The organism is Mycobacterium syngnathidarum, assembly GCF_001942625.1.
GTDB lineage: Bacteria > Actinomycetota > Actinomycetes > Mycobacteriales > Mycobacteriaceae > Mycobacterium > Mycobacterium syngnathidarum.
In genome coordinates this window covers 89,840-112,596 of sequence record NZ_MLCL01000074.1, presented here as the reverse complement: position 1 = coordinate 112,596, position 22,757 = coordinate 89,840, and the positions used below count along the sequence as shown (strand labels likewise).

Sequence of the window (22,757 nt, the reverse complement as noted above, 5' to 3'; positions counted from 1 at the left end):
TGTCGATCATCAAGCAATACATCGACGGACAAGCCCGACCACCTTGAACGCCGGGCTACGCCCGCCGACAAACGGGATGGGCTCACCCCGGACTGAAGTCCGAGGCTTGCGCCCAAGAATCCGGTCAGCTGGGCGCGGGCACCATCGCCAACTGGCGCGTCTGCACGATGATCCGGCCCTCGCAGTCGACCACGATGTGATCCTCGTCGAACCAATCCTGGCCGATCTGAACCGAGGTGCACATCACCCGCAGCCAGCCATCGGCCGGCAAGGCCCGCAGATAGGCCGTCAGCTGGACCGTGGGCGCCCAACCGGTGCGTTCCACGGCAAAGGTGACCGGGGCCGACACATCGCCGCACAGCAGCGCGAACAGCACGTCGGGAGCGACGCCCTTCGGACGCACCCAGTACTCGAAAACCGGGGGGCCACCGTCGGTGCGCGGGCCCATCGTGTGCAGCGCAGGCCGGATGTCACAGCCGTGCGCCAGGTGCACGACGTGCTCCATCGGATGCCCAGGGCCGATCGGCTCCAGCCCGGGCGGCGGCTCCGGCGTCATCAACGGGATCACCGGGTTGAACGACAACAGCGGGGGCACATGATGCTCGGGCTCGCCGAGGGTGACCGAGGCGGTCACCGCAGTGCGGTCGCCCTGGCGCAGCTCCACATCCACCAGGCCGATCCGGCGTCCGCGCTTACGCACCGTCGTGACCACCTGCATCGGTCCGGGATCCGGCGCCCACAGGAAGTTGCCGGACACTGCCAGCGGTTGCGCCGACGTGCCCAGCTCGGTGCGCGCCGCATTGGCGCACAACGCCAGCATCGCGCCGCCGTGCACCTTGGGCCCGATCGTCCAGTGCTCGTTGAGCTCACCTTGATAGACGCCGTCACCGGCCGGTGTCAGCGCCATGGCATCGGTGAACAGGGTGGAGCCGGTCATGTGCGGTCCTTCTGCAGGAGTGGTCAGGGCTCAGATTCGGCGCCTCAGCGCAACAGGTGTGTGCGGGCGAACTGCAGCGACTCGGCCAGCAGCGCCTCGCGCTCGGCGGCGGTCTTGGCCGCCGACGTGGTGACCTCCAGCACGACGTGGCCCGAGAAATCGCTCGCGGCCAACATCTGGCACACCTCGGCGGCCGGCTGAGTGCCGCGGCCGGGAACCAGGTGCTCGTCGGTGGACGCACCCTTGCCGTCCGCCAAGTGCAGGTGCACCAGGCCGTCGCCCATGCGCCGGGCCATGTCCAGGGCGTCGGTGCCCGCCGTGGCGGTGTGGCTCAGGTCGAGCGTGTAGTGCGCGTGATTGCCGTCCAGCGGGTCGTAGGACGGTGCGAACGCGGAAATACCCGGGCCGGGCCCGCCGCCGCGCTTACGCATGCGCTCGATGGACGTGCCGCCCGCACCGAAGAACCGGTCGGCCCGAAAAGGGAACATGTTCTCCACCGCCACCAGCACCTCGCTGTCGGCCTCCAGTTGCGCGACCTGATCGCTGAAACCCTCGGCGTAGCGGCGCTGCCAGCGGAACGGCGGATGCACGACGACGGTCTGTGCGCCGAGTTGTTCGGCGGCGCGCACGCTGCGTTCCAGTTTCGGGATCGGGTTGGCGCCCCAGACCCGCTGCGAGATCAGCAGACAGGGCGCGTGCACCGACAGCACCGGCACCCCGTAGTGAGCGGACAAGGCCGCAACAGCCTCGACGGACTGGCTGACCGATTCGGCCCACACCATCAGCTCGACACCGTCGTAACCGAGCCTGGCGGCGTATTCGAACGCGGCCTCGGTCCTCAGCGGATAGACCGAAGCGGTGGACAGGCCGATCTTGATGGCTGGGCGCACAACCCAATTGTGTACTGGAGTATCAACTCGCCTGCAGCAGCGCCAACGGCCCGAAGGTCACCAGCGCCCCGACCGCCACGGCGGTCAGTGTGCTGCCGATGTCCTCGGTCTTGCGCACCACCCGCACGCCTCCGGCCAGGCCGAGGATCACCAGCACGCCGAGCACGAGCGCGACGATGGTGTTCCACTTCCACAGCTGATCGAAGGCGACGAACAGGCCGGCACCGAAAGCCACCGCGATCACGCACTGACCGACGATCCACAGCCCTCGCACCAGCGGCGAGCTGGGCCCGGTTTCCTCGTCGTACTCGTCGTACTCGTCGTGCTCGTCGAAGGCATCGGCCTCGCGGGCCCCCTCGGACAGCTCGTCGTCGAGTTCGTCGACACCGCCGCGGGGACGGCGCCGAGCGTCGTCGACATCCGAGTCACCGCCGAACAGCGTCCCGATCGAACCGTAGGAACGGTCCCCGTACTCGTCGTCGTAGTCGTCGTATGCGGCGTCATCGGTGTCCACCGCGTCGATGTCGTGGACGTCGGCTTCGACCAACGCGTCGGCCGGCTCGTCCTCGTCGAGGTCGTAGAGCGGATCAGGGCTCATGCGCTCGGCGCCGGTGCCCGACGGTTGGTAGTCGCGCGCCGGGCGCTTGTACGGCGCGCGGCGCGGGCGAGGCCGAAACTCGACGGGTTCCGGGTCGGCGTCGCGCGCGGCCAGATGCGCGTCGTAGTCGTCCTCGGCCTCGGTGCGCACCTCTTCGGGCTCGGCCGGCCTGGCGGGCGGCTCGACCCGAGCCGGGCGCGACCCACCGTTGCGGACCCGGGGCTCGTCGCGCCGCGGTTCCGGCGGCGCCTGCGGTTCGTCCAGGATCGGTGCCACGACGGCGGTATCGACCAGTGGGTCAGCGGCGGGAACCGACGCCTCGTGGGGTTCGAACTCGATGTCATCGGTGATGATCGGGATTTCGCCGGTGAGTTCGGCGACGGTCACCGCGTCGCTGTTTCCGCGACGACGCCGACGACGACCGCCGACCGGGGGTGCCCCGATCGTCCCGTTCTTCGCCAGCAACTCCGCTACCGAGATCGGTCGGGTGCCGGATGGGTTGTTCTCTGGTCCTGTCATACCTATGTTGCCTTTGGGGCTAGCTGTCCTTAACGTCCGGCGTCCCGCGCCGACGTCTCTACCAAGGCTGTGCCGTCGGCCTCGCTGTCGAGTTTCCGCAGAATCAACCCTTCCCGCAACGCCCAGGGGCAAATGTCGACGGAATCGATCTCCAGTGCTCGCATACTAGCTTCAGCTACCAAAGCACCGGCCACGATCTGTGGTGCCCGCTCGGCACTCACCCCTTCCAGCTCGGCACGGTCAGCCGCTGTCATCCTAGAGATGAAAGCTATGAGCTGTCTTAATCCAGCCGCGGTGAGGGTTCGCTTCACCCGCGGGCCCGCCCCCGACGGCGCTGCCCCGGTCAGTCGGGCCAGCGACCGAAACGTCTTCGACGTCGCCACCGCCAGGTCCGGATTTCCGGAGCGGCGCATCGTCGCACCGGCATCGGCGAGTTCGTTGGCCAGCCAGTCCCTCAGCATCGCGACCCGGCGCCGCCCAGGTGGGTCCTCGGCCAACCATTCCCTGGTCAGCCGGCCTGCGCCCAGCGGCAGCGACAGCGCCACCTCGGGCTCTTCGTCCACCCCGCTCGACAGCTCCAGCGATCCGCCGCCGATGTCGATGTTGATGATCCGGCCTGCGCTCCAGCCGTACCAGCGGCGCACCGCCAGAAAGGTCAGCCGCGACTCGTCGACACCGCTGAGCACACCGAGGGACACCCCCGTCTCGGCCCGCACTCTTGCCAGCACTTCCTCAGAGTTGGTGGCGTCGCGCACCGCGGAGGTGGCAAACGCCATCAATTCGGCACATCCCGAGCTGGTGGCGATTTTGGCGAACTCGTCAACGGTGGCCACCAAGCTGTCCGCCCCCTTGCGGGTCAGCTTGCCCGAGCCGTCGATCGCCTCGGCCAGCCGCAAGGCCGCCTTCGTGGAGCTCATCGGGGTCGGGTGCCCGCCACGGCGCGCATCCACCACCAGGAGGTGAACCGTGTTACTACCGACATCGAGCACGCCTAACCGCACCGCACCAACCTAACCGCAGCCGACCAGCGCTTCGTGGCCGGACCTCCCGCAACCCGCGGCAGCGGCGGACGCGGGTTGTGGCATGCCCCACCGCGCGTCGTACCGCGGTTGGGAAATGCGTTCCGCCATATGCGAGTACCGTTTGCGCCGTGACAGATGTGCATCCCGGCGAAGTCGAACTCGACTTTGCCCGCGAATGGGTGGAGTTCTATGACCCGGAGGACGCGACACATCTGATCGCGGCCGACATGACGTGGCTGCTGTCCCGCTGGACGTGTGTGTTCGGCACGCCGGCCTGCAAGGGCACCGTCGAGGGCCGCCCCGACGACGGCTGCTGTTCGCATGGCGCGTTCCTTTCTGACGACGACGACCGGGCCCGGCTCGACGACGCCGTCAAGCAACTGACCGATGAGGACTGGCAGTTCCGGGACAAGGGGTTGGGCCGCAAGGGCTACCTGGAAGACGACGAATACGACGGCAAGCCCAACCTGCGGACCCGAAAGCACAAGGGCGCCTGCATCTTCCTGAACCGTCCCGGCTTCCCGGGCGGGATCGGGTGCGCGCTGCACAGCAAGGCCCTCAAGCTCGGCGTCGAACCGCTGACCATGAAGCCCGACGTGTGCTGGCAGTTGCCGATCCGGCGCAGCCAGGAATGGATCACCCGGCCCGACGACACCCAGGTCCTGCGGACCGTCATCACCGAGTACGACCGTCGCGGCTGGGGCGAAGGAGGCGCGGACCTGCATTGGTACTGCACCGGCGACCCGGCCGCCCATGTGGGTGCCCGCCCGGTGTTCGAGTCCTACGCCCCCGAGCTCATCGCGGTGCTCGGCGAGAAGGCTTACGCCGAGTTGGCCGCGATGTGCCGGCGCCGCAGCGCCCTGGGCCTGGTGGCCGTGCACCCGGCGACCCGCGCGGCCGAGTGACCCGGCGGCTCAGCCCTCCAGCTTGTAGCCCAGGCCCCGCACGGTGACCAGGTGCACCGGGTTGGCCGGGTCGGACTCGATCTTCGACCGCAACCGCTTGACATGCACGTCAAGGGTTTTGGTGTCGCCCACATAGTCGGCGCCCCACACCCGGTCGATCAGCTGACCACGGGTGAGTACCCGGCCACTGTTGCGCATCAGGTACTCCAGCAGGTCGAACTCCTTGAGCGGCAACGTGATCTGCTCCCCGTTGACGCTGACGACATGCCGTTCGACGTCCATCCGCACCGGGCCGGCCTCGAGCACGCCGTCGCCGATACCAGGGTCGTCGGTGTCGGCGCCGCGCCGCAGCACCGCCCGGATCCGCGCGATCAGCTCGCGGGCTGAATACGGCTTGGTGACATAGTCATCGGCGCCCAACTCGAGGCCGACGACCTTGTCGATCTCGCTGTCGCGCGCGGTCACCATGATCACGGGCACGCTGGACCGCGCACGCAGTTGCTTACAGACGTCGGTACCGCTCATCCCCGGCAGCATCAGGTCCAGCAGGACGATATCGGCGCCGGAGCGCTCGAACTCGGCCAGTGCGGAGGGACCATCGGCCACCACGGTGGCCTCGAAGCCTTCCTTGCGGAGCAGGAATGCCAGGGGATCGGCCAGCGACTCCTCGTCCTCAACGATCAACACGCTGGTCATCGGTCTCGCTAATCCTCTCGGTCGTCTGAGCCACTCTTGGGCTCATCGGTTTCGGGAAAGGCCGGGATCGACAACGTGAACGTCGACCCGGTGCCCGGCTGACTCCACAGCCGGATGGTTCCGTTGTGGTTGGCGGCCACGTGTTTGACGATCGCCAGGCCCAGCCCGGTGCCGCCGGTGGCGCGCGACCGGGCCTTGTCGACCCGGAAGAACCGCTCGAAGACCCGCTCCTGATCGGCCTTGGCGATTCCGATACCGCGGTCGGTGACCGCGATCTCGACACTGCCGCCCCGCCGGCGCCGACTGACGGATATTCCGGATCCGTTGGGCGAGTATGCAATTGCGTTGGACACCAGGTTGGCGACGGCGGTGACGAGCAGGGTCTGATCACCCAGAACCCGGTAGCCGGTCGGTGCGTCGGTGGTGATGGAGATGTCGGCTTTGTCGGCGGCCACCTTGTGCCGTGACAGCGCCTCGGACACCACGGTGTCGACGTCGACGGCGCCCAGGTCCGGCAGGCGCTCGGCGCCCTGCAGCCGGGACAGTTCGATCAGCTCTCCGACCATGTCGGCCAGCCGCAGCGATTCGGCGACCATCTTGTCGGAGAACCGGCGCACCATGTCCGAATCGTCGGCGGAGGCCTGCAGCGCCTCGGCCAGCACCCGCATGGCACCCACCGGGGTCTTGAGCTCGTGGCTGACGTTGGCCACGAAGTCCCGCCGGGTCGCTTCCATCCTGGCGTGCTCGGACTGATCGTCGGCGTAGACGACGGCGAACCGGCGGTCCTCGTCGGACAGCAACCGCACCCAGCCGCGCACCGAGATGCCCGAGCGTCCAGGGTGCGGAAGCTTGCGCGGCGACAGGTCGACGTCGATGGGCTGGCCGGTGGCGAACACCTGCTCAGCGGCCCGCCAGGCCCGGTCGTCGAGAAGCCGGTCGCGCACGACGCCCAGCTCGGTGGCCCGGTCATTGGCGTAGACGACGTCGTTGAACGTGTCGACCACGACGATGCCGTTGGGGGATGCGGAGACGATGTGCTGCAGCATCTGCGACACCGTCATACCCGCCTCATCGGCTTCGCGACGCTGCCGCCTGGCCATGAGGCGGGGTACGACTGCGGCGGCCACACCCGCGCCGACGATCAGCGCGAGCAACGACACGACCGCCGTCAGCAGTAACGCCGACACCAAGCTCACGCGAAAATCGTACGCACCCGGTGAACGTCATCCCAGCAGCGTGCGGCCAAAACGGGACAAGTCACACCGACAAATACAGGAGTTCGGCTGTCGTTAACCCCCGGTAACCTGCCGTTTGCCGGCAGGCCCGAGTGCCCAGCGAACTATTTCTTGGCGCCCTGCGCGGCGACCGCGGCAGCCCCGGCAGCGGCTGCCTCCGGGTCGAGGTACTCACCGCCGGCGACCAGGGGCTTGAGGTTGTCGTCGAGTTCGTAGCGCAGCGGGATACCGGTCGGGATGTTCAGGCCGACGACCTGTTCGTCCGACATTCCGTCGAGGTATTTGACCAGCGCGCGCAGCGAGTTGCCGTGGGCGGCGATCAGCACGGTCTTGCCGGCCCGCAGGTCGGGCACGATCGTGTTCTCGTAGTACGGCACGAAGCGCGTCACCACGTCCTTGAGGCATTCGGTCAGCGGGCCGCCGCCGATGTCGGCGTAGCGCGGGTCGGCGTCCTGGCTGAACTCACTGCCTTTCTCGATGGGCGGCGGCGGGGTGTCATAGCTACGCCGCCATGCCATGAACTGCTCTTCGCCGTACTTCTCCTTGGTGGCGGCCTTGTCCAGGCCCTGCAGCGCGCCGTAGTGCCGCTCGTTGAGCCGCCAGTCGCGATGCACGGGGATCCAGTGCCGGTCGGCGGCGTCCAGGGCGAGGTTGGCGGTGGTGATCGCGCGGCGCAGCAGCGAGGTGTACACCACGTCGGGCAGCACGTCCTGCTCGACCAGCAGCTTGCCGCCACGCACCGCCTCGGTGCGGCCCTTCTCGGTGAGGTCGACGTCAACCCATCCGGTGAACAGGTTCTTCTGGTTCCAGTCGCTCTCACCGTGGCGGAGCAGGATCAGCGTCGGCATGGGTGAGTTTTCCTCCTCGCGTGCGGGTCGTGTGATCTTCTCACGGACGCTCAGTCGTCGATGAGGTGCTCAAAAGCTTCGAGGTTCTTCAGCGACTCACCGCGCGAGACCCGCCACTCCCACTCCTTCTGGATGGAGGATCGGAACCCCAACTCCAGCAGGGTGTTGAAGTCGGAGTCGACGGCTTCGAGCACCTGGCCCAGCACCCGGTCGATCTCCTCGGCGGTGACCGAGTGCAGGGCCATCCGGCCGACGAGGTAGATGTCGCCGACGTTGTCGAGGGTGTAGGCAACCCCGTAGAGCCTGCGGTTGCGCTTGAGCAGGAACCGGTAGACGCCTTCGAAGTTCTCGTCGGGCTTGCGGCACACGAAGGCCTCGACCCGCACCGAGTGCTCGCCGATGCTCAGGATGGTGTTGGTCTTGAGCTTGCGCTCCCCCGGCAGCTCGACCACGATGCCGGGCAGTCCGCCGTGGGCGCCCTTGTGGTGCTGGTAGACCAGCTCGTGCTCGTCGAGGGTGTCGGTGATGGTCTTTGCCACGTCGCTCATGTCCGCACCCCCCGACGCAGGGCGAACCGCCGCCCGGGCCTGCGGCCCGACGGCCTGCGGTGGCGGGACCGGTAGTCGCTCATCGCGTGGCCGTAGCTGGTGAGCAGGGCGTCGACGGTGTGGCCCCAGGAGAACTGCGCGGCGTGAGCGGCGGCGGCCACGCTCAGCGGGCCGGGATCACGCTGCAGCACGTCGTCGATCGCGGCCGCCCAGTCGTCGACGTCATGGCCGTTCACCAGGGCACCGCTGACCCCGTCGGCAACCGCGACCGGCAGCCCGCCGACGGCTGCCGCCACCACCGGCGTGCCGCAAGCCTGGGCTTCGATGGCGACCAGACCGAAGGATTCGGAGTAGCTGGGCACCGCGACCAGATCGGCGGCGCGGTACACGTTGACCAGTTGTTCGCGAGATTGTGGAGGCAGGAACGTCACGCGATCGGTGATACCCAGTTCGTCGGCCAGCCGAATCAGGGTGTCGGGTTCGGCCAGGCCACTGCCGGACGGCCCGCCGGCGACCAGCACCCGGACCCCGGGCAGTTTGGCCGCGGCACGCAACAACACGTCGGGCGCCTTGAGCGGCTGGATCCGGCCCACGAACGCGACCACCTGCTCGTCGGGCGCGAGGCCAAGGACGGCCCGCGCCGCATCGCGATCCCCCGGGGTGAAGGCGTCCAGATCGACCCCCGGATGCACCACGTCGATCCGCGTCGGATCGGCATGGTGCAGTGAAACCAGTTGTTGCGCTTCATGTTCGGTGTTGACGATGAGACGGTCGGCCTCGTCGACCACCTGCTGCTCCCCCACCGCGCGCAGCGGTGGCTCGGGCGAGTCACCCGCGGCCAGGGAGGCGTTCTTCACCGCGGCCAGGGTGTGCGCGGTGTGCACCAGCGGCACCGCCCAGCGGTCGGAGGCCAGCCAGCCGACCTGACCCGACAGCCAGTAGTGCGAGTGCACGACGTCGTAGTAGCCGGGCTCGTGGGTCGCCTCCGCGCGCAACACCCCCGCGGTGAAGGCGCACAGCTGGGTGGGCAGGTCGTATTTGTCCAGGCCCTCGAACGGCCCGGCCACCACGTTGCGCACCAGCACCCCGGGCGCCACCGGCACCACCGGGGCGTCCGACGACGAGGTGGCCCTGGTGAAAACCTCCACCTCGACACCGCGACGGGCCAGCTGCAGCGCCGTCTGCAGTACATAGACATTCATCCCGCCCGCATCGCCGGTACCCGGCTGCGCCAGCGGCGAAGTGTGTACGGATAACACCGCAACGCGGTGCGGGATCTCGAGGTCCGTGGCTAGACGCACACAGACATGTCTACACCGCGGCGGATCGACGGGCTTGAGCGCGCCGCATGGCACCGATCGGATCGGCGTACAGGCCGCCCAGCGAAACGATGCCGGCGCTGGCCTCCTGGACCCGGTTGCCGAAGGCCGTCAGCCGGATATCGCGGTGTCCCAGCACCGACCGTCGGGTGACGGCGTCCTCCACGACCGGCAGGCCCTCGGGGTATTCGGTGAACGCCTGCCCGCCGAGCACCAGATCATCGGGGTTGAGCAGGTCACGAAGCAGCGCGACGGCCTCACCGAGCACCCGGGCCCGGTCCGCCAGCAGCTCGACCGCCTGGCCGTTGCCCTGCCGGGCCGCACGCAGCACCGCCGCCAGTGTTGACGACGGCCCCTCGGCCGGGATGATCCGCAGCTTGCGGGCCGCGTTGAGCACCGCTTCGTCACTCACGGTGGATTCCAATTGCCCTGAGCCACCGAGCAGTTCGGACCGAGCGGGCAGGCCGGCGATGGTGCCGGGCCCGCTGGCCGGGGAGTGCACACGGCCGTCGATGGACAGTGCGTAGCCGACGGTCTCACGGGCATACACATAGAGGCTGGTCCGGGCCGGGGCACCGGCGGCCTCCGGTGCCCGACGCTGTCCGCCCAGTAGCAGTTCGGCGCCGGCCATCGCGTCGACGTGCGAGGCCACCGACACCGGCAGTCCGAGGGCTTCGGCGAGCACCGGGCCCACCGGGGCGTCGGCCCAGCCGAGCCGCGGGTGATCGAGATACCCGGTGGCGCTGTCGACGACGCCACCGGCGGCGACCCCGACCCACAACGGGCGGCGGCGGTGCCAGCGGCTCAGGTAGCGGCGGGCACTGGAGGCCAGCGCGGCCAGCGCCGCGCCCTGCGGTCCCGACGGGGTCGGCGTCTCGACCACGTCGAGGGTGCGACCGAACAGGTCGGCAGCCACGATGCTGGTGGCGCGCGCACCGATGTGGATTCCGAGCGTGAGATAGGGCTCATGGTTGACCTCGACGGGCACGCGGGGCCGTCCGATGGCCCCCGACACCGCCAGATCGGCCCGCTCCCGCAGGACGCCGGCGTCGAGTAGCGCGGTGACCTGACGGTTGACGGTCGCGATGCTCAGCTGCGTGAGCTGGGCGATGACGTCACGGGCGACGGGGCCGCGGCTGCGGACCGCACCGAACACCGATGCCGCGGCGGCGTCGGGCACCTTGAGCGAGGGCGCGACGATGTGCAGGAGCCGCGACTGCGGATAGCGCGAGGCTGCGGGCGGCGTGCGGGACAGGTTGCCGGATGAGGCGGCACGGGTGGAGGCGCGGCGAGCATCGGCGATGACGGTGGTCACGGGAATGGTCCTTACTGATTGTCGGCTGGTGGGCAGAGGCCGCACCTGACGACTCAGCAGGACGGGAGAACGGTGTCCGGGGTCGCCTCAGACGCGGCGGGGTGCGCAACAACAACACGCACGCCGCGCGAGGCGGGACTGGAGGTTTCCGGACACATCAAGAACCTAGCACGCCATCTAGTGTTGGACAGGTGACGACATCTCAGGCAGACACAAAGGTGGCAGTGGTGACCGGCGCCAGCGCCGGAATCGGCGCTGCTACCGCGAAATCCCTTGCCGCCTTGGGCTTTCAGGTTATCTGCGTGGCCCGCCGGGCGGACCGGATCCAGGCCCTGGCCGATGAGATCGGCGGCACGGCGATCGTGGCCGATGTCACCGATCAGGCTGCCGTCGACGCCATGGCGGCCCAGTTGGACCGCGTGGACGTGCTGGTGAACAACGCCGGCGGGGCCCGCGGACTGGAGCCGGTCGCCGACGCCGACATCGACCACTGGCGCTGGATGTGGGAGTCCAACGTGCTGGGCACCCTGCGCGTCACCCGCGCGCTGCTGCCCAAGCTCATCGACTCCGGCGACGGGCTGATCATCACCGTCACCTCGATCGCCGCCGTCGAGATCTACGACAACGGGGCGGGCTACACCTCGGCCAAACACGCCCAGGGCGTCCTGCACCGCACCCTGCGCAGCGAGTTGCTCGGAAAACCCGTGCGGCTCACCGAGGTTGCGCCCGGGATGGTGCAGACCGACTTCTCGCTGAACCGCTTCGACGGAGACGAGCAGCGAGCCGAGAAAGTCTACGAGGGGGTCACGCCGCTGGTGGCCGAGGACATCGCCGAGGTGATCGGTTTCGTCGCCTCCCGCCCGTCTCACGTCGACCTCGACCTGATCGTGATCAGGCCTCGTGACCAGGTCAGCGGGGCCACCGGTTCACGCTTCAACCGTCAGGTGTGATGCGCCGAGGTATCCCCGTCATCCGCAGCTCGCCGATTTCGACGTCACGGCTGCGCTTCTTCAATCGTCACGACCCTTGTGTCGAAAACGGCGACCGATGGGCCGCACGACGTCGCTTTCGGCGCAGGAATCAGCCACCCGGCTCGGGACGTGGCGGTGTGGTGGTCGTCGGCGTGCCCGAAAGGGTGGGCGCATCCGTCGGCGTCGCCGGTGCGCTGGCCGGCAGGTTCGACGGGGAATCCTCCGAGGACAGCGCCGACATGGACTTCCACTCGTTCCAGTCCACCGCCCAGTCCCAGATGTCGCCATCGGCGTAGGACAGCTGGATCCGGGTACCGGTCACCTCGACCGGGTCGCCGTACATCGCGCTGTTGAAGTACTGCTGCGAATTCTCCAGGTTCAGGTTGATGCAGCCATTGGTCACGTTCGTATTGCCTTGTGAGCCAATGCTGTTGGGGTTGCAGTGGATGAACTCGCCGTTGTTGGAGATCCGCACCGCGAACCGTTCGTGCACATTGCTGTAGCCGGCGGCGGGGTTGGTCATCCAGAAGTCCTCGTACTTCTCGGTGACCACGTGGACGCCGCTGCGCGTGACGTTGCGGTCCAGATCGCCCTCGCCGTAGCTGCACGGGAAGTCCATGATCACCGCACCGGATCCGTCGAGCACCTGGATCCGGTGGCTGGATGCCTCGGCCTTGACCACCTGGCGCCGGCCGATCTCGATGTCGAGCGTGGAGTCGGCCGCTCCGTAGGCGCCATCGCCGAAGCTGACGCCGTACAGCGGCGCCTTGACGCTGATCTTCGTCCCGGCCGGGAAGTACTCCCGGGAGCGCCAGTGCACGCGCGATCCGCCGGCTTCATCGGGCAACCAGGCCCAGCTGCCCTCGACCGGAGGCGTGGTGGTGACCTGCAGGGCCTTCTCGATGGTCGCGCGGTACTGGTCGTCGATCGCGGCGTCGAACTGCAGGATGATCGGCGCGGCGACGCCGACCACCTGGCCGTCGGCGAGCTGGAACTGACCGTTGACCTGCTTCTGTGGGGCGACGGTGGTGAACTTGCCCTGCACCGGTTCGGCCTTGCCGTCCTTGCCCACCACCGAGCCCGCCCACGTGTAGGTGGATTCGTAGCCGAGGGGTTCGGTGACAGTGAACGCGGTGCGGTCGCTGTTGAATTTGCCCGCGACCACCTTGCCGCTGGCGTTGGTCAGGCTGACGCGCTGGAACGAGCCGTTCTCGACCTTGACCCCGACGGGCGCCGTCGGCAGCACATCCTCGGCGTCGGCGGCGGGCTCGTAACTGACCGTCGGAGCTGCGGGTTCCTCGGCCGCAGGCGCGGAGATGGGTGATTCACCCGAGCAGGCAGCCAACAAGCCGGCTCCCACTCCGACGGTCAACACCGTCAGGGCACGACGCCGACTGAACAACGGCGCATCGGCCTCTATATCACCGGCAGGGCTCACGTGGATCTAGGGTACTGATAGATCGCACCCAATCAGAATCGGCTCGGGCTGCAAAGCGATGCCGAAGCGGTCCAAAACACCCGCCTGCACCGCCCTGGCCAGGGCAATCACGTCGGCACTGTTCGCCTCGCCACGATTGGTCAATGCCAGCGCATGCTTGGTGGAAAGCCGCGCGGGGGCGCCGTCTCCGGGGTACCCCTTGCCGAATCCGGCGTGCTCGACGAGCCAGCCGGCGGCCAGCTTCACCCCGTCAGGGGCGGGGTAGTGCGGCACCGGCGCGGCCTGGCGCCCCGCGGCCGCCCGGAACGTGGCCTGCACCCGCTCGAACTCGGCCTGCGACACCACCGGGTTGGTGAAGAACGATCCGACGCTCCAGGTGTCGTGGTCGTGCTCGTCGAGCACCATGCCTTTGCCCGCACGCAGCTGCAGCACGGCCTGGCGAACCCGCAGCGGGTCGGCACGCTCCCCCGGTTCGACCCCCAGCGCGTTGGCCAGTTCGCGGTAGCGCAATGGTGCGCTGCGGCCGGTGTCGTCCAGCGTGAACTCCACTTCGAGCACGATCACGGCATCGGAGTGTTTGAGGATGCTGGTGCGGTAGCCGAACCTGAGTTCTTCCGGTGCGGCCCAGCGGACTTCACCGGTGCGGCGGTCGAGCAGCCGCACCCGGCTGATGGTGTCGGCGACCTCGGCCCCGTAGGCCCCCACGTTCTGCACCGGGGTGGCCCCGGCCGATCCCGGTATCCCCGAAAGACATTCGAGCCCGCCCAGCCCGTGCTGCAGGGAGGCGACCACGACGTCGTCGAACACCGCACCGGCCTCGGCACGCAGCAGCTTTCCCTCGACCGTGACGGCGGTGTTGGCCACGCGCACCACGGTGAGGTCGGGCATCGTGTCGGCCAGGTCGTCGGCCAGCACCACATTCGACCCACCGGCGAGCACCAGGATCGGCTCGGCCACGGCACCCAGCACGTCGATGAGCTGGTCGGTGCTGGTGCAGGTGAGCACCCGCGGCGCCACCGGACCGACCCGCAGCGTGGTCAGCGGCGCCAGCGCAACCGCCTCGGCAACTGCGACACCGGCAACATACGAACTGACCACGGCCCGTAACGGTAGCCTGACCAGCTATGCCGCGATCATTCGACATGGCCAGCGACTACGAGGGCAGCGTCGAACAGATCCATCGCGCATTCGCCGACGAACGGTATTGGCGGGCCCGGCTTGCCGATTCCGGGGCCGACGAAACCACGCTGGACGCCCTGAACGTGACCGCCGACGGCGGTATCGACGCGGTCACCACCCAGATCCTGCGCGCAGACCGGCTGCCCGGGCTGGTGTCGCAGTTTCACCGCGGCGATCTGAGAATCCGGCGCCAGGAGCACTGGCAGCCGATCCGGAACGGCACTGCCCATGGCACGGTCGAGGGCTCCATCTCCGGGGCGCCGGTGGCGCTGTCGGGGTCGGCGACACTGGCCGCCACCGAGGGCGGGTGCCGCTTGTCGGTGCACGTCACGGTCGAGGTGCGGGTGCCACTGGTCGGCGGCAAGATCGAGGGCTTCATCGGCACACAGCTGGTCGATCTGCTCAAGGCCGAGCAGCGATTCACTTCGGTGTGGATCACCGATCGGCAATGAGCCGGCGGTACCGTCGGTAGCCATGAGCCGAAGCCGGCAGTCGACGATGGCGTTCGACGTACCCTCCGAAACGATCTACGCCGCGTACGCGAACAGCGAGTACTGGCAGGCCCTGATGGACCGATACGACGACCTGACCCCTGGGAAATCCGACATCACGGAATTCCGTTCCGACGAGCGCGGAATCGAGGTCGAGTTCCGGCAGGTCCTGCCACGCGCGGAGCTGCCCCCGATCTTGCGGCCGGTGATCCCGCTCGACATGGCCATCACCCGCAGGCAATATTTCGGCCCCTTCGACCCGCGTGGCGCGAAAGGCCATTACACGGCGTCGGTGTCCCATGTCCCGGGGCGGCTCGACGGGCGCTACGTGCTGGCCGGGGGCGCCGAGGGCAGCCGGCTGAAAGTCGACAGCAAGTGCAAGGTGCCGATGCCCCTGATCGGCGGCAAGCTTGAAGACATGGTTCTGCAGTCCGTCAGCGACGTGTTCACCATCGAGGGGGCGTTCACCGCTGAGTGGATCTCCGAGCACGTCTAGACCCGTCGGCGCGGTCACCCGTGGCACCACCGGGTACAACCGGCTGCGCCGCAGCGACCGCTGGCTGGTGCACTCGCCGCGGGTGCGCACCGCCCTGCGGGCCGCGGCCGATCCGCTGGTGGTCGATCTCGGCTACGGCGCGCTGCCGGTGACCACCTTGGAATTGGCGGCGCGGCTGCGCGTGATCCGCGCCGACATCCGGGTGGTGGGCCTCGAAATCCACCCCGAGCGGGTGGCCACCGCACGCGCGGTGGCCGACGGCACCGAGGTGCGGTTCGAGCTCGGTGGGTTCGAGTTGGCCGGGCTACGGCCGGTGCTGGTGCGGGCGTTCAACGTGTTGCGTCAGTACCCGGTGGAGGCGGTGCCGGACGCCTGGGCCACGATGACGCGCCGGCTCGCGCCCGGCGGGTTGATCGTCGACGGCACCTGCGACGAGCTGGGCCGGCGCTGCTGCTGGGTGTTGCTGGACGAAAGCGGGCCGGTGAGCCTCACCCTGGCCTGTGACCCGTTCAGCATCGAACGCCCCTCGGACCTGGCCGAGCGGCTGCCCAAGGTGCTGATCCATCGCAACGTCGAAGGCCAGCCGATCCACGCCCTGCTCAGCGCCGCTGACCGGGCCTGGGCCAGCGCGGCCGGGCACGGCGTGTTCGGGCCCCGGGTGCGCTGGCGGGCCATGGTGGAACTGCTGCGCGCCGAAGGTTGTCCGGTCGCCGCACCGCGCCGCCGGCTACGCGACGGGGTGTTGACGGTGCCGTGGGCTGCCGTGGCGCCAGCCACAAATTAGGCCGCGCGGGGCCGCTACGCTGTCTTCATGCGAATTGCCCTGGCGCAGATCGCCACCGGCACGGACCCGTCGTCGAATCTGAAGTTGGTCGACGAGTTCACCCGCCGCGCCGCCGACGCCGGCGCTCGGTTGGTGCTGTTTCCCGAGGCCACGATGTGCCGGTTCGGCGTTCCCCTGGGGCCGGTCGCCGAGGATCTGGACGGGCCGTGGGCGACGGCGGTGCGGGAGATCGCCGCCCGCGCCGGGATCGTGGTGGTGGCCGGGATGTTCGTGCCCAGCGCGGACGGACGGGTCACCAACACTCTGATCGCGACGGGACCCGGGGTCGACGCGCACTACCACAAGATCCATCTCTACGACGCGTTCGGGTTCACCGAATCACGCACTGTGGCACCAGGTTTCGAGCCGGTGACGATCACCGTCGAGGGAGCCACGGTGGGCCTGACCACCTGCTACGACGTCCGGTTCCCGGAGCTCTACGTGGAGCTGGCCCGGCGCGGGGCCCGGCTGGTCACCGTGCATGCCTCGTGGGGATCGGGGCCCGGCAAACTCGACCAGTGGACCCTGCTGGCCCGGGCGCGTGCTCTGGACACCACAGGCTTCGTCGCCGCGGTGGATCAGGCCTACCCGGGTGAGGAGATCGCCAAGGCCGGCCCGACGGGCGTCGGCGGCAGCCTGGTGGCCTCCCCCACCGGCGAGGTTCTCGTTTCGGCCGGTGCCGACGAGCAGTTGCTGGTCTTCGACATCGACCTCGATGCCGCCGACCAGGTCCGCGACACCATCGCGGTGCTGCAGAACCGCTCACAGTTCGCTCAGTCGGGTAAGGCACAATCGCTGGGGTGACCGATCCCTGGGCTCGCCCAACCGACCAGTCCCCGCCAGCACCTTCAGCGGAGCTGCCTCCGCCGCCTCCGGCCCCTGACCAGCCGGTTCAGCCGGGGCACGTCGGTACGGTGGAGCAACCCGCGCCGCCGCCGCAGGACTCCTCGCCCCTGGCGAAGGTCAAGAAGCTGCTGTCGGACCCGCTGTCGGTGGTGCTCGTCGTGGTGATCGTGGTGGCCCTGGTGGCCGCCGGCGTGCTGGGCGGTGAGCTGTATGCCCGCAACCGCGCAGACCAGATCGTCGCGTCCACGGTGGAGTGCGTCGTCGGCGACGGCGCCAAGGCCTCGTTCGATCCGCTGCCCCCGTTTTTGCTGCAGCACATGAGCGGGCACTACACCAACATCAACGTCGAAACCGCGGGCAACCAGATCCGCGAGGCCAAGGGCATGAAGGTCAAGCTCGGCATCAAAGACGTCCGGATCAAGGAGACTGCCGATTCCAGCGGCACCGTGGGCTCGCTCGTCGCCGACATCGACTGGAGCACCGACGGCATCCGCCAGACCGTGGCCGACATGGTGCAGCTGCCGTTCATCGGCTCGGCCATCTCGGATGTGAAGACCAACCCGTCCAACGGGACGATCGAGCTCAAGGGCCTGCTCGGCACCATCACGGCCAAGCCCGCGGTGGTCAACAAGGGCATCGCGCTGCAGATCATCGACCTGAGCGCGATCGGGCTGTCCTGGCCGCGGGAGACCCTGCAGCCGATCCTGGACAAGTTCACCGCCCAGATCACCGAGGACTATCCGATGGGGATCCACGCCGACAGCGTGCAGGTGACCGAAAACGGCGTCGTGGCGAAGTTCTCGACCACGAATGCGTCGATGCCCAAGCCCGCCGACGACCCCTGTTTCGGCAAGATCTAGTTTTTCGCTCTGAGCGCTAGGCGAGGCCGTCGAGCACTGCCCGGGTGCCCGACAGACCCAGCCGGGTGGCCCCGGCGTCGAGCATGGCCGTGGCCGCCTCGGCGGTGCGGATACCACCGCTGGCCTTCACCCCGACACCGTCGCCGACCGCCCGCGCCATCAGTTCCACGGCGCGGGCGCTGGCACCACCGCTGGGGTGAAAGCCGGTGGACGTTTTGACGAAATCCGCTCCGGCGTCGACGGCGGCCCGGCACACGTCCTGCAACAGCGCCTCACCGGCGAGCTCCAACAGCGCCGCGGACTCGACGATGACTTTGAGGGTGGCGCTGGGAGCAGCGGCGCGCACGGCGGCCACCTCGGCTGCCGTGGCATCCAGATCGCCGCTCAACGCGAGCCCGACGTCGATCACCATGTCGATCTCGGCGGCGCCGTCGGCCACGGCCAGCTGCGACTCGCGGGCCTTGATCTCGGCCAGGTGTTTGCCTGACGGGAAACCCGACACCGCAGCCACCGCGAGGCCCTGCGGGGCGGTCGCCGCGGCGGTGGACACCAGCGGCGGTGACACGCATACCGAGAACACACCGAGGTCGACGGCCTCGGACACCAGTCGTTCTACGTCGGTGACGGTGGCCTCGGGCTTGAGCAGGGTGTGGTCGACCAGTGCCGCCACGTAGGCACGCGTATAGCCGCCCATCAGAACGGCTCCTCGCTGCCGCCGGGATTGCACCCGCTGGCCAGCATCGCCTCGGGGGCGACCTCGGGCCGCCACGGCTCCAGGTTCCAGCTGGTCTTGCCGGGCTCGGCGAGTTCGGCGAATGTCCAGTGACACAGGAACTGCTCACGCATCCCGGGCAGGTCGGCGTCCGGGGACAGGGCCAAGACCTCGACCCAGGCCTGATCCGCCTGGGCGGTGCTGCCGGGTTGGTGGGTGAGGGCGCGGGCAGTGTCGGTGGGGTAGACGCGCAGGCTCGACAGGTCGCCCCACTTGGCCCACGCGACATGGTCGACGTACAGGTGGTCGCCGGAGGCCTGGGCGGGGTCCGCGGCGGCGGCGGGGGCCGGGATCAGGGCCGCGCCCAGCGCAAGGCACGCCGCGCCGAACGCGGCCGGTCGTGAACGCATCGGATCAGTGCGACTTTCCCTGAATTTCGAGCAGTTTGGGCCGCACATCGACCAGGTAGACACCGGCGGCGCAGGCCGCGATGACGGGGATGAGCACACCCCCCACCAGCAGCGTCAGCACCGCGCTCACGCCGAGAATGCCCAGCCAGACGGGCTTGGTGAGCTTGCCGGTGGCCGTATAGGCGTCCGGGCGTTGCCGGGCCGCATGCACGAAGGAATACGCGGCCACGAGAACGACCAGGTAGCCGAGTATCGAAATGATGACGCCCGCAAGGTTGGCAAGTTGCACCTCACCAGCCTATGCGGGCGTCATCGTCAGCGTCGACCGGCGGGGCTGCGGCCCCGCCGGACAACACCGGAATTACTTCTGGGTGACCTTCTTGGCCGGAGCGGCCGTGGTCTTCTTGGCCGGGGCGGCCTTCTTGGCGGCGGTGGCCGGCGCGGCCTTCTTGGCCGGAGCCTTCTTGGCGGGGGCGGCGGCCGGCTCGGCCTTGGTCACGGCCTGCTCGGTCTTTTTAGGCAGCTCGACGCCCACCAGCTTGGCGGCGCGCTCGCCGACGGCGCGGGTCTGCGAGGCCACCGTGCCCAGCGCGTCCTGGGTCAGCTCGGTCACCTGGTCGGTGTAGCCCTCGACCCGGCTGGCGGCTTCCTCGAGAGCCGGCTGGTTGCGCAGGCGCTCCAGCGCCGCCTCGCCACGCTCGACGAGCTTGTTGTAGGTCGCGGTGGCCTGATCGGCGTAGCCCTCGGCGGCCTTGCGCAGCTCGTCGGAGGTGAACCGGTCGCGCAGCTCGTCGAACTGGGCCGGCAGGTCTTCCTGCAGCCTGGTCAGGCGGGCTCGGCCTTCCTCGACGCGAGCCTCGGCGTCGGTGCGGGCGTCCTCGGCACGCTCACGCAGGCTGGCGACGATCTCGTTGACCGTGGCCAGGGCCAGGTCGGCTGCGCCGACGGCGGCCAGCAGCGGGGCCTTGAGGTCTTCGATGGTGGGCTGAGTCTTCTCGGTCATGCGAATTCCTTTCTCAGGATGGACTTTCGTGCGAGTGGTGATCAGGCAGTTGGTGAGATGTCAATCAGTTGTCGGCTCCTCACCTGCAGCAGCTGCATCAGCTTCGTTCTGCTGACGGAACGACGTGTAGATGTCGAGCAGCACCTGCTTCTGCCGTTCGGTGATTCCCACGTCGTTGACGATGGCGTCGCGGACCTCGCTGGGCTCGCTGGGTTCCAAGATCCCGGCGCGCACATAGAGGACTTCCGCAGACACCCGCAGTGCCTTCGCGATCTGGTTGAGCACGTCGGCTGAGGGTTTCCGCAATCCCCGTTCGATCTGGCTCAGGTAGGGATTGCTGACGCCGGCCTTCTCGGCCAACTGCCGTACCGATACCTGTGCCGCCTCACGCTGGGACCGGATGAAGCTCCCGATGTCCTGCGCAGCGTTGGAGACGACAGCCGCGAGATTTTCTTCCTGCGCCATGTCATTCCCCTCGTAGCCCGGGTATCCGTTAACGACGAAATTCACGCTACGACGGGGTGCTAACTTTTGCAAGCACTAGTTAGCGCAGGTCAGAAGAGTAGTTGGGCTATCGAATAGATGATCAGACCCGCCAGCGAGCCCACCACGGTGCCGTTGATCCGGATGAACTGCAGGTCACGGCCCACATGGAGTTCGATCCGGCGGCTCGCCTCATCCGCATCCCAGCGCTCGATGGTCTCGGTGATGATTGCTGTGATCTCGGTCCCATACTCGGCGACCAGGTGTTTTGCCCCCCGGACGATCCAGCTGTCGACCTTGTCGCGCAGCTCGGCGTCATCACACAACGACTCACCGATCCGCATCACCGAGTCGGCGATCCGGGTCCGCAACGCCGAGGACGGGTCGTCCACCGACTCCAGGATGATCCGCTTGGCCGCCGCCCACGCCGTCTCGGCCGCCCGGGTCACCTCGTCACGCCCCATGATCTGGTCTTTGACGTTCTCGGCACGCTGAATCGTGGCCTCGTCGTGCTGCAGGTCGTCGGCGAACTCGAACAGGAACCGGGTGGCCGATCGCCGCAGCTCGTGGTCGGGGTTACGACGCACCTTGTCGGTGAAGTCCATCAGTTCCCGATGGATCCGGTCCCCGACCAGGTGGTCCACCCAACGGGGCGACCAGGTCGGCGAATCCCGCTCGATGACGCGCTCGATGACCTCACCGGAGTTCAGCGACCACTGGAACGCCCGGTCGCACAACAGCTGGATCAGCGCCTCCTGACGGCCCTCCTGCAGCAGCGTCGACAGCACCCGGCCGATCGGCGGCCCCCACTTGGGTTCGGCGATGCGCTTGACGATCATCCGGTCCAGCACATGCTGAACATCGTCGTCACGCAGCATCTCCACGCCGACCCGCAGCACCGTCGAGGCCTCGGCGGCCACCCGCTCGGCGTGCGAACGGTCACACAGCCATTTGCCGAATCGGCCGGCCACCTGGGCGTCGTGCAGCTTGTTCGCAATCACCTCGGGAGACATGAAGTTCTCCCGGACGAACGTGCCCAGCCCCTCCCCCAGCTGGTCTTTCTTGCGCTTGATGATGGCCGTGTGCGGGATCGGCAACCCGAGCGGATGCTTGAACAGCGCCGTCACCGCGAACCAGTCGGCCAGTGCGCCGACCATGCCGGCCTCGGCCGCGGCCCGCACATAGCCGACCCAGCCTCCCGCGCCGCGCGACTGTGCCCAGGTGCACAGGAGAAAGACGACCGTCGCGCCGACGAGGAAACTCAGCGCGACGAGCTTCATCCTCCGCAAACCCCGAATGCGTTCAGCGTCCGCGACGCTGTCCGCCCCGGCCAGTGTCTCGGCAAAACTCGGCCGCGGACCCGCATGCACGCGGGCTCCCTCGTCGGATCGATGTGCCACGTTTCCATCTTGCGCTATCACCGCGACAGTCGGCCTGACCCACGGACCGGTATGCGCAGATTCGCCGTACTATCGAGTGGAACTAGGGAATGGGACTACTGCGACTGTGGCACAGCAGACTCCACCGGTGACGGTGAAGACCGATGGACGCAAGCGACGTTGGCACCAGCACAAGGTGGAGCGGCGCAATGAGCTGGTAGACGGCACCCTGGAAGCAATCCGGAGCCGGGGCAGCAACGTCAGCATGGATGAGATCGCCGCCGAGATCGGCGTCTCCAAGACCGTGCTCTACCGCTACTTCGTCGACAAGAACGACCTCACCACAGCGGTCATGATGCGGTTCGCCCAAACCACCCTGATCCCGAACATGGCTGCCGCCTTGTCCTCCAACCTCGACGGTTTCGCGCTGACCCGCGAGATCATCAAGGTGTACGTGGAAACCGTCGCCGCCGAACCTGAGATCTATCCGTTCGTGATGGCCAACAACTCGGCCAGCAAGAGCAAAGCCGTCGCCGATTCCGAGCAGATCATCGCCCGCATGCTGGCCGTGATGCTGCGCCGCCGGATGGCCACGGTCGGCATGGACACCCGCGGCGCCGAGCCATGGGCGTTCCACACCGTCGGCGGTGTACAGCTGGCCACCCACTCCTGGATGTCGAATCCCCGGATGACCGCCGACGAGCTGATCGACTACCTGACCATGCTGTCGTGGAACGCGCTGTGCGGCATCGTCGAGGTGGGTGGGTCGCTGGAAAAGTTCAACTCGCTACCGCACCCGTCGCCGGTGCTGCCGCCTCAGCTGCTTGACTGAGC

26 protein-coding genes are annotated in these 22,757 nt (G+C 68.3%); 8 read left to right on the top strand and 18 right to left on the bottom strand.

Going from position 1 to position 22,757, the window contains the following annotated elements:
* Positions 1–124: 124 nt before the first annotated feature.
* Genes BKG60_RS20295 through BKG60_RS20280 form a run of 4 tightly spaced genes read right to left on the bottom strand, consistent with a single transcriptional unit; the run spans position 125 to position 3,945 of the window.
* A complete protein-coding gene (locus BKG60_RS20295; protein ID WP_075909928.1) occupies positions 125–937 on the bottom strand; it encodes a thioesterase family protein in 813 nt (270 codons plus the stop codon).
* A gap of 44 nt (positions 938–981) precedes the next feature.
* On the bottom strand, positions 982–1,827 hold the full coding sequence (locus BKG60_RS20290) for a sugar phosphate isomerase/epimerase family protein (RefSeq protein ID WP_070185198.1): 846 nt from the start codon (positions 1,825–1,827) through the stop codon (positions 982–984).
* 22 nt (positions 1,828–1,849) lie between these two features.
* Positions 1,850–2,944, bottom strand: a complete 1,095-nt coding sequence (locus BKG60_RS20285) for an FUSC family protein (RefSeq protein ID WP_075909927.1) — start codon at positions 2,942–2,944, stop codon at positions 1,850–1,852.
* A 29-nt stretch (positions 2,945–2,973) separates the two neighbouring features.
* Positions 2,974–3,945: a Ppx/GppA family phosphatase gene (locus tag BKG60_RS20280; RefSeq protein WP_070185200.1), complete on the bottom strand. Its 972-nt coding sequence runs from the start codon at positions 3,943–3,945 to the stop codon at positions 2,974–2,976.
* 149 nt (positions 3,946–4,094) lie between these two features.
* On the opposite strand from BKG60_RS20280, the gene BKG60_RS20275 reads away from it, so the two are divergent.
* A complete protein-coding gene (locus BKG60_RS20275; protein WP_075909926.1) occupies positions 4,095–4,871 on the top strand; it encodes a DUF3109 family protein in 777 nt (258 codons plus the stop codon).
* A gap of 9 nt (positions 4,872–4,880) precedes the next feature.
* On the opposite strand, the gene regX is transcribed toward BKG60_RS20275, so the two are convergent.
* The 6 genes from regX to BKG60_RS20245 form a co-directional block, all read right to left on the bottom strand.
* A complete protein-coding gene (gene regX / locus BKG60_RS20270; protein ID WP_070185202.1) occupies positions 4,881–5,567 on the bottom strand; it encodes a two-component sensory transduction protein RegX in 687 nt (228 codons plus the stop codon).
* 8 nt (positions 5,568–5,575) lie between these two features.
* A complete protein-coding gene (locus BKG60_RS20265) occupies positions 5,576–6,763 on the bottom strand; it encodes a sensor histidine kinase (protein WP_075909925.1) in 1,188 nt (395 codons plus the stop codon).
* A 143-nt stretch (positions 6,764–6,906) separates the two neighbouring features.
* A complete protein-coding gene (locus BKG60_RS20260) occupies positions 6,907–7,650 on the bottom strand; it encodes a phosphoglyceromutase (protein WP_075909924.1) in 744 nt (247 codons plus the stop codon).
* A 50-nt stretch (positions 7,651–7,700) separates the two neighbouring features.
* On the bottom strand, positions 7,701–8,198 hold the full coding sequence (locus BKG60_RS20255; protein WP_070185205.1) for a type III secretion system chaperone family protein: 498 nt from the start codon (positions 8,196–8,198) through the stop codon (positions 7,701–7,703).
* On the bottom strand, positions 8,195–9,499 hold the full coding sequence (gene mshA / locus BKG60_RS20250; RefSeq protein WP_075909923.1) for a D-inositol-3-phosphate glycosyltransferase: 1,305 nt from the start codon (positions 9,497–9,499) through the stop codon (positions 8,195–8,197). Before mshA ends, BKG60_RS20255 begins: the two co-directional genes overlap by 4 nt.
* 10 nt (positions 9,500–9,509) lie before the next feature.
* Entirely contained in the window at positions 9,510–10,772 is a 1,263-nt protein-coding gene (locus BKG60_RS20245) for an ROK family protein (RefSeq protein WP_083650336.1), read from the bottom strand.
* Between the two features lie 251 nt (positions 10,773–11,023).
* Between BKG60_RS20245 and BKG60_RS20240 the strand changes: the two genes are divergently transcribed.
* Positions 11,024–11,782, top strand: a complete 759-nt coding sequence (locus BKG60_RS20240) for an SDR family oxidoreductase (protein ID WP_070945889.1) — start codon at positions 11,024–11,026, stop codon at positions 11,780–11,782.
* Between the two features lie 130 nt (positions 11,783–11,912).
* On the opposite strand, the gene BKG60_RS20235 is transcribed toward BKG60_RS20240, so the two are convergent.
* Entirely contained in the window at positions 11,913–13,241 is a 1,329-nt protein-coding gene (locus BKG60_RS20235) for a L,D-transpeptidase (RefSeq protein WP_075909921.1), read from the bottom strand.
* 6 nt (positions 13,242–13,247) lie between these two features.
* Entirely contained in the window at positions 13,248–14,339 is a 1,092-nt protein-coding gene (locus tag BKG60_RS20230; protein ID WP_075909920.1) for a UDP-N-acetylmuramate dehydrogenase, read from the bottom strand.
* Positions 14,340–14,365: 26 nt separating this feature from the next.
* On the opposite strand from BKG60_RS20230, the gene BKG60_RS20225 reads away from it, so the two are divergent.
* The 5 genes from BKG60_RS20225 to BKG60_RS20205 are packed head-to-tail and all read left to right on the top strand — an operon-like array spanning position 14,366 to position 17,936.
* On the top strand, positions 14,366–14,872 hold the full coding sequence (locus tag BKG60_RS20225) for a DUF2505 domain-containing protein (protein ID WP_075909919.1): 507 nt from the start codon (positions 14,366–14,368) through the stop codon (positions 14,870–14,872).
* A 22-nt stretch (positions 14,873–14,894) separates the two neighbouring features.
* Positions 14,895–15,407, top strand: coding sequence for a DUF2505 domain-containing protein (locus BKG60_RS20220; RefSeq protein ID WP_075909918.1), 513 nt, complete (start codon positions 14,895–14,897; stop codon positions 15,405–15,407).
* Positions 15,382–16,191: a class I SAM-dependent methyltransferase gene (locus tag BKG60_RS20215; protein ID WP_075909934.1), complete on the top strand. Its 810-nt coding sequence runs from the start codon at positions 15,382–15,384 to the stop codon at positions 16,189–16,191. Before BKG60_RS20220 ends, BKG60_RS20215 begins: the two co-directional genes overlap by 26 nt.
* A 27-nt stretch (positions 16,192–16,218) precedes the next feature.
* Positions 16,219–17,034 (top strand): carbon-nitrogen hydrolase family protein, encoded by an 816-nt coding sequence (locus BKG60_RS20210; protein WP_075909917.1) that lies wholly within the window; start codon positions 16,219–16,221, stop codon positions 17,032–17,034.
* Positions 17,031–17,936, top strand: coding sequence for an LmeA family phospholipid-binding protein (locus BKG60_RS20205; RefSeq protein WP_075909916.1), 906 nt, complete (start codon positions 17,031–17,033; stop codon positions 17,934–17,936). The genes BKG60_RS20210 and BKG60_RS20205 overlap by 4 nt, the downstream gene beginning before the upstream one ends.
* A gap of 16 nt (positions 17,937–17,952) precedes the next feature.
* On the opposite strand, the gene deoC is transcribed toward BKG60_RS20205, so the two are convergent.
* The 6 genes from deoC to BKG60_RS20175 form a co-directional block, all read right to left on the bottom strand.
* Complete coding sequence (gene deoC, locus BKG60_RS20200; RefSeq protein ID WP_075909915.1) at positions 17,953–18,630, bottom strand: deoxyribose-phosphate aldolase; 678 nt, start codon at positions 18,628–18,630, stop codon at positions 17,953–17,955.
* Positions 18,630–19,058, bottom strand: a complete 429-nt coding sequence (locus tag BKG60_RS20195; RefSeq protein ID WP_075909914.1) for a DUF2599 domain-containing protein — start codon at positions 19,056–19,058, stop codon at positions 18,630–18,632. Before BKG60_RS20195 ends, deoC begins: the two co-directional genes overlap by 1 nt.
* A 4-nt stretch (positions 19,059–19,062) precedes the next feature.
* Positions 19,063–19,347: a DUF2516 family protein gene (locus BKG60_RS20190; protein ID WP_075909913.1), complete on the bottom strand. Its 285-nt coding sequence runs from the start codon at positions 19,345–19,347 to the stop codon at positions 19,063–19,065.
* Positions 19,348–19,419: 72 nt separating this feature from the next.
* The gene (locus BKG60_RS20185; RefSeq protein ID WP_070185219.1) at positions 19,420–20,061 is read right to left on the bottom strand and encodes a heparin-binding hemagglutinin; all 642 of its coding nucleotides are present in this window, start codon (positions 20,059–20,061) and stop codon (positions 19,420–19,422) included.
* Positions 20,062–20,121: 60 nt separating this feature from the next.
* Positions 20,122–20,526 (bottom strand): helix-turn-helix domain-containing protein, encoded by a 405-nt coding sequence (locus BKG60_RS20180; RefSeq protein WP_070185220.1) that lies wholly within the window; start codon positions 20,524–20,526, stop codon positions 20,122–20,124.
* 89 nt (positions 20,527–20,615) lie between these two features.
* The gene (locus BKG60_RS20175) at positions 20,616–21,944 is read right to left on the bottom strand and encodes a DUF445 domain-containing protein (RefSeq protein ID WP_075909912.1); all 1,329 of its coding nucleotides are present in this window, start codon (positions 21,942–21,944) and stop codon (positions 20,616–20,618) included.
* Positions 21,945–22,050: 106 nt separating this feature from the next.
* Between BKG60_RS20175 and BKG60_RS20170 the strand changes: the two genes are divergently transcribed.
* Positions 22,051–22,755, top strand: coding sequence for a TetR/AcrR family transcriptional regulator (locus BKG60_RS20170; RefSeq protein WP_070185222.1), 705 nt, complete (start codon positions 22,051–22,053; stop codon positions 22,753–22,755).
* Positions 22,756–22,757 lie beyond the last annotated feature (2 nt).

Bases quoted from the DNA above. Each gene is read 5' to 3' on its own strand.
- BKG60_RS20295 (WP_075909928.1), bottom strand. From the start codon at position 937: ATGACCGGCTCCACCCTGTTCACCGATGCCATGGCGCTGACACCGGCC.
- BKG60_RS20285 (WP_075909927.1), bottom strand. From the start codon at position 2,944: ATGACAGGACCAGAGAACAACCCATCCGGCACCCGACCGATCTCGGTA.
- regX (WP_070185202.1), bottom strand. From the start codon at position 5,567: ATGACCAGCGTGTTGATCGTTGAGGACGAGGAGTCGCTGGCCGATCCC.
- BKG60_RS20260 (WP_075909924.1), bottom strand. From the start codon at position 7,650: ATGCCGACGCTGATCCTGCTCCGCCACGGTGAGAGCGACTGGAACCAG.
- BKG60_RS20255 (WP_070185205.1), bottom strand. From the start codon at position 8,198: ATGAGCGACGTGGCAAAGACCATCACCGACACCCTCGACGAGCACGAG.
- BKG60_RS20225 (WP_075909919.1), top strand. From the start codon at position 14,366: ATGCCGCGATCATTCGACATGGCCAGCGACTACGAGGGCAGCGTCGAA.
- BKG60_RS20220 (WP_075909918.1), top strand. From the start codon at position 14,895: ATGAGCCGAAGCCGGCAGTCGACGATGGCGTTCGACGTACCCTCCGAA.
- BKG60_RS20210 (WP_075909917.1), top strand. From the start codon at position 16,219: ATGCGAATTGCCCTGGCGCAGATCGCCACCGGCACGGACCCGTCGTCG.
- deoC (WP_075909915.1), bottom strand. From the start codon at position 18,630: ATGGGCGGCTATACGCGTGCCTACGTGGCGGCACTGGTCGACCACACC.
- BKG60_RS20195 (WP_075909914.1), bottom strand. From the start codon at position 19,058: ATGCGTTCACGACCGGCCGCGTTCGGCGCGGCGTGCCTTGCGCTGGGC.
- BKG60_RS20185 (WP_070185219.1), bottom strand. From the start codon at position 20,061: ATGACCGAGAAGACTCAGCCCACCATCGAAGACCTCAAGGCCCCGCTG.
- BKG60_RS20180 (WP_070185220.1), bottom strand. From the start codon at position 20,526: ATGGCGCAGGAAGAAAATCTCGCGGCTGTCGTCTCCAACGCTGCGCAG.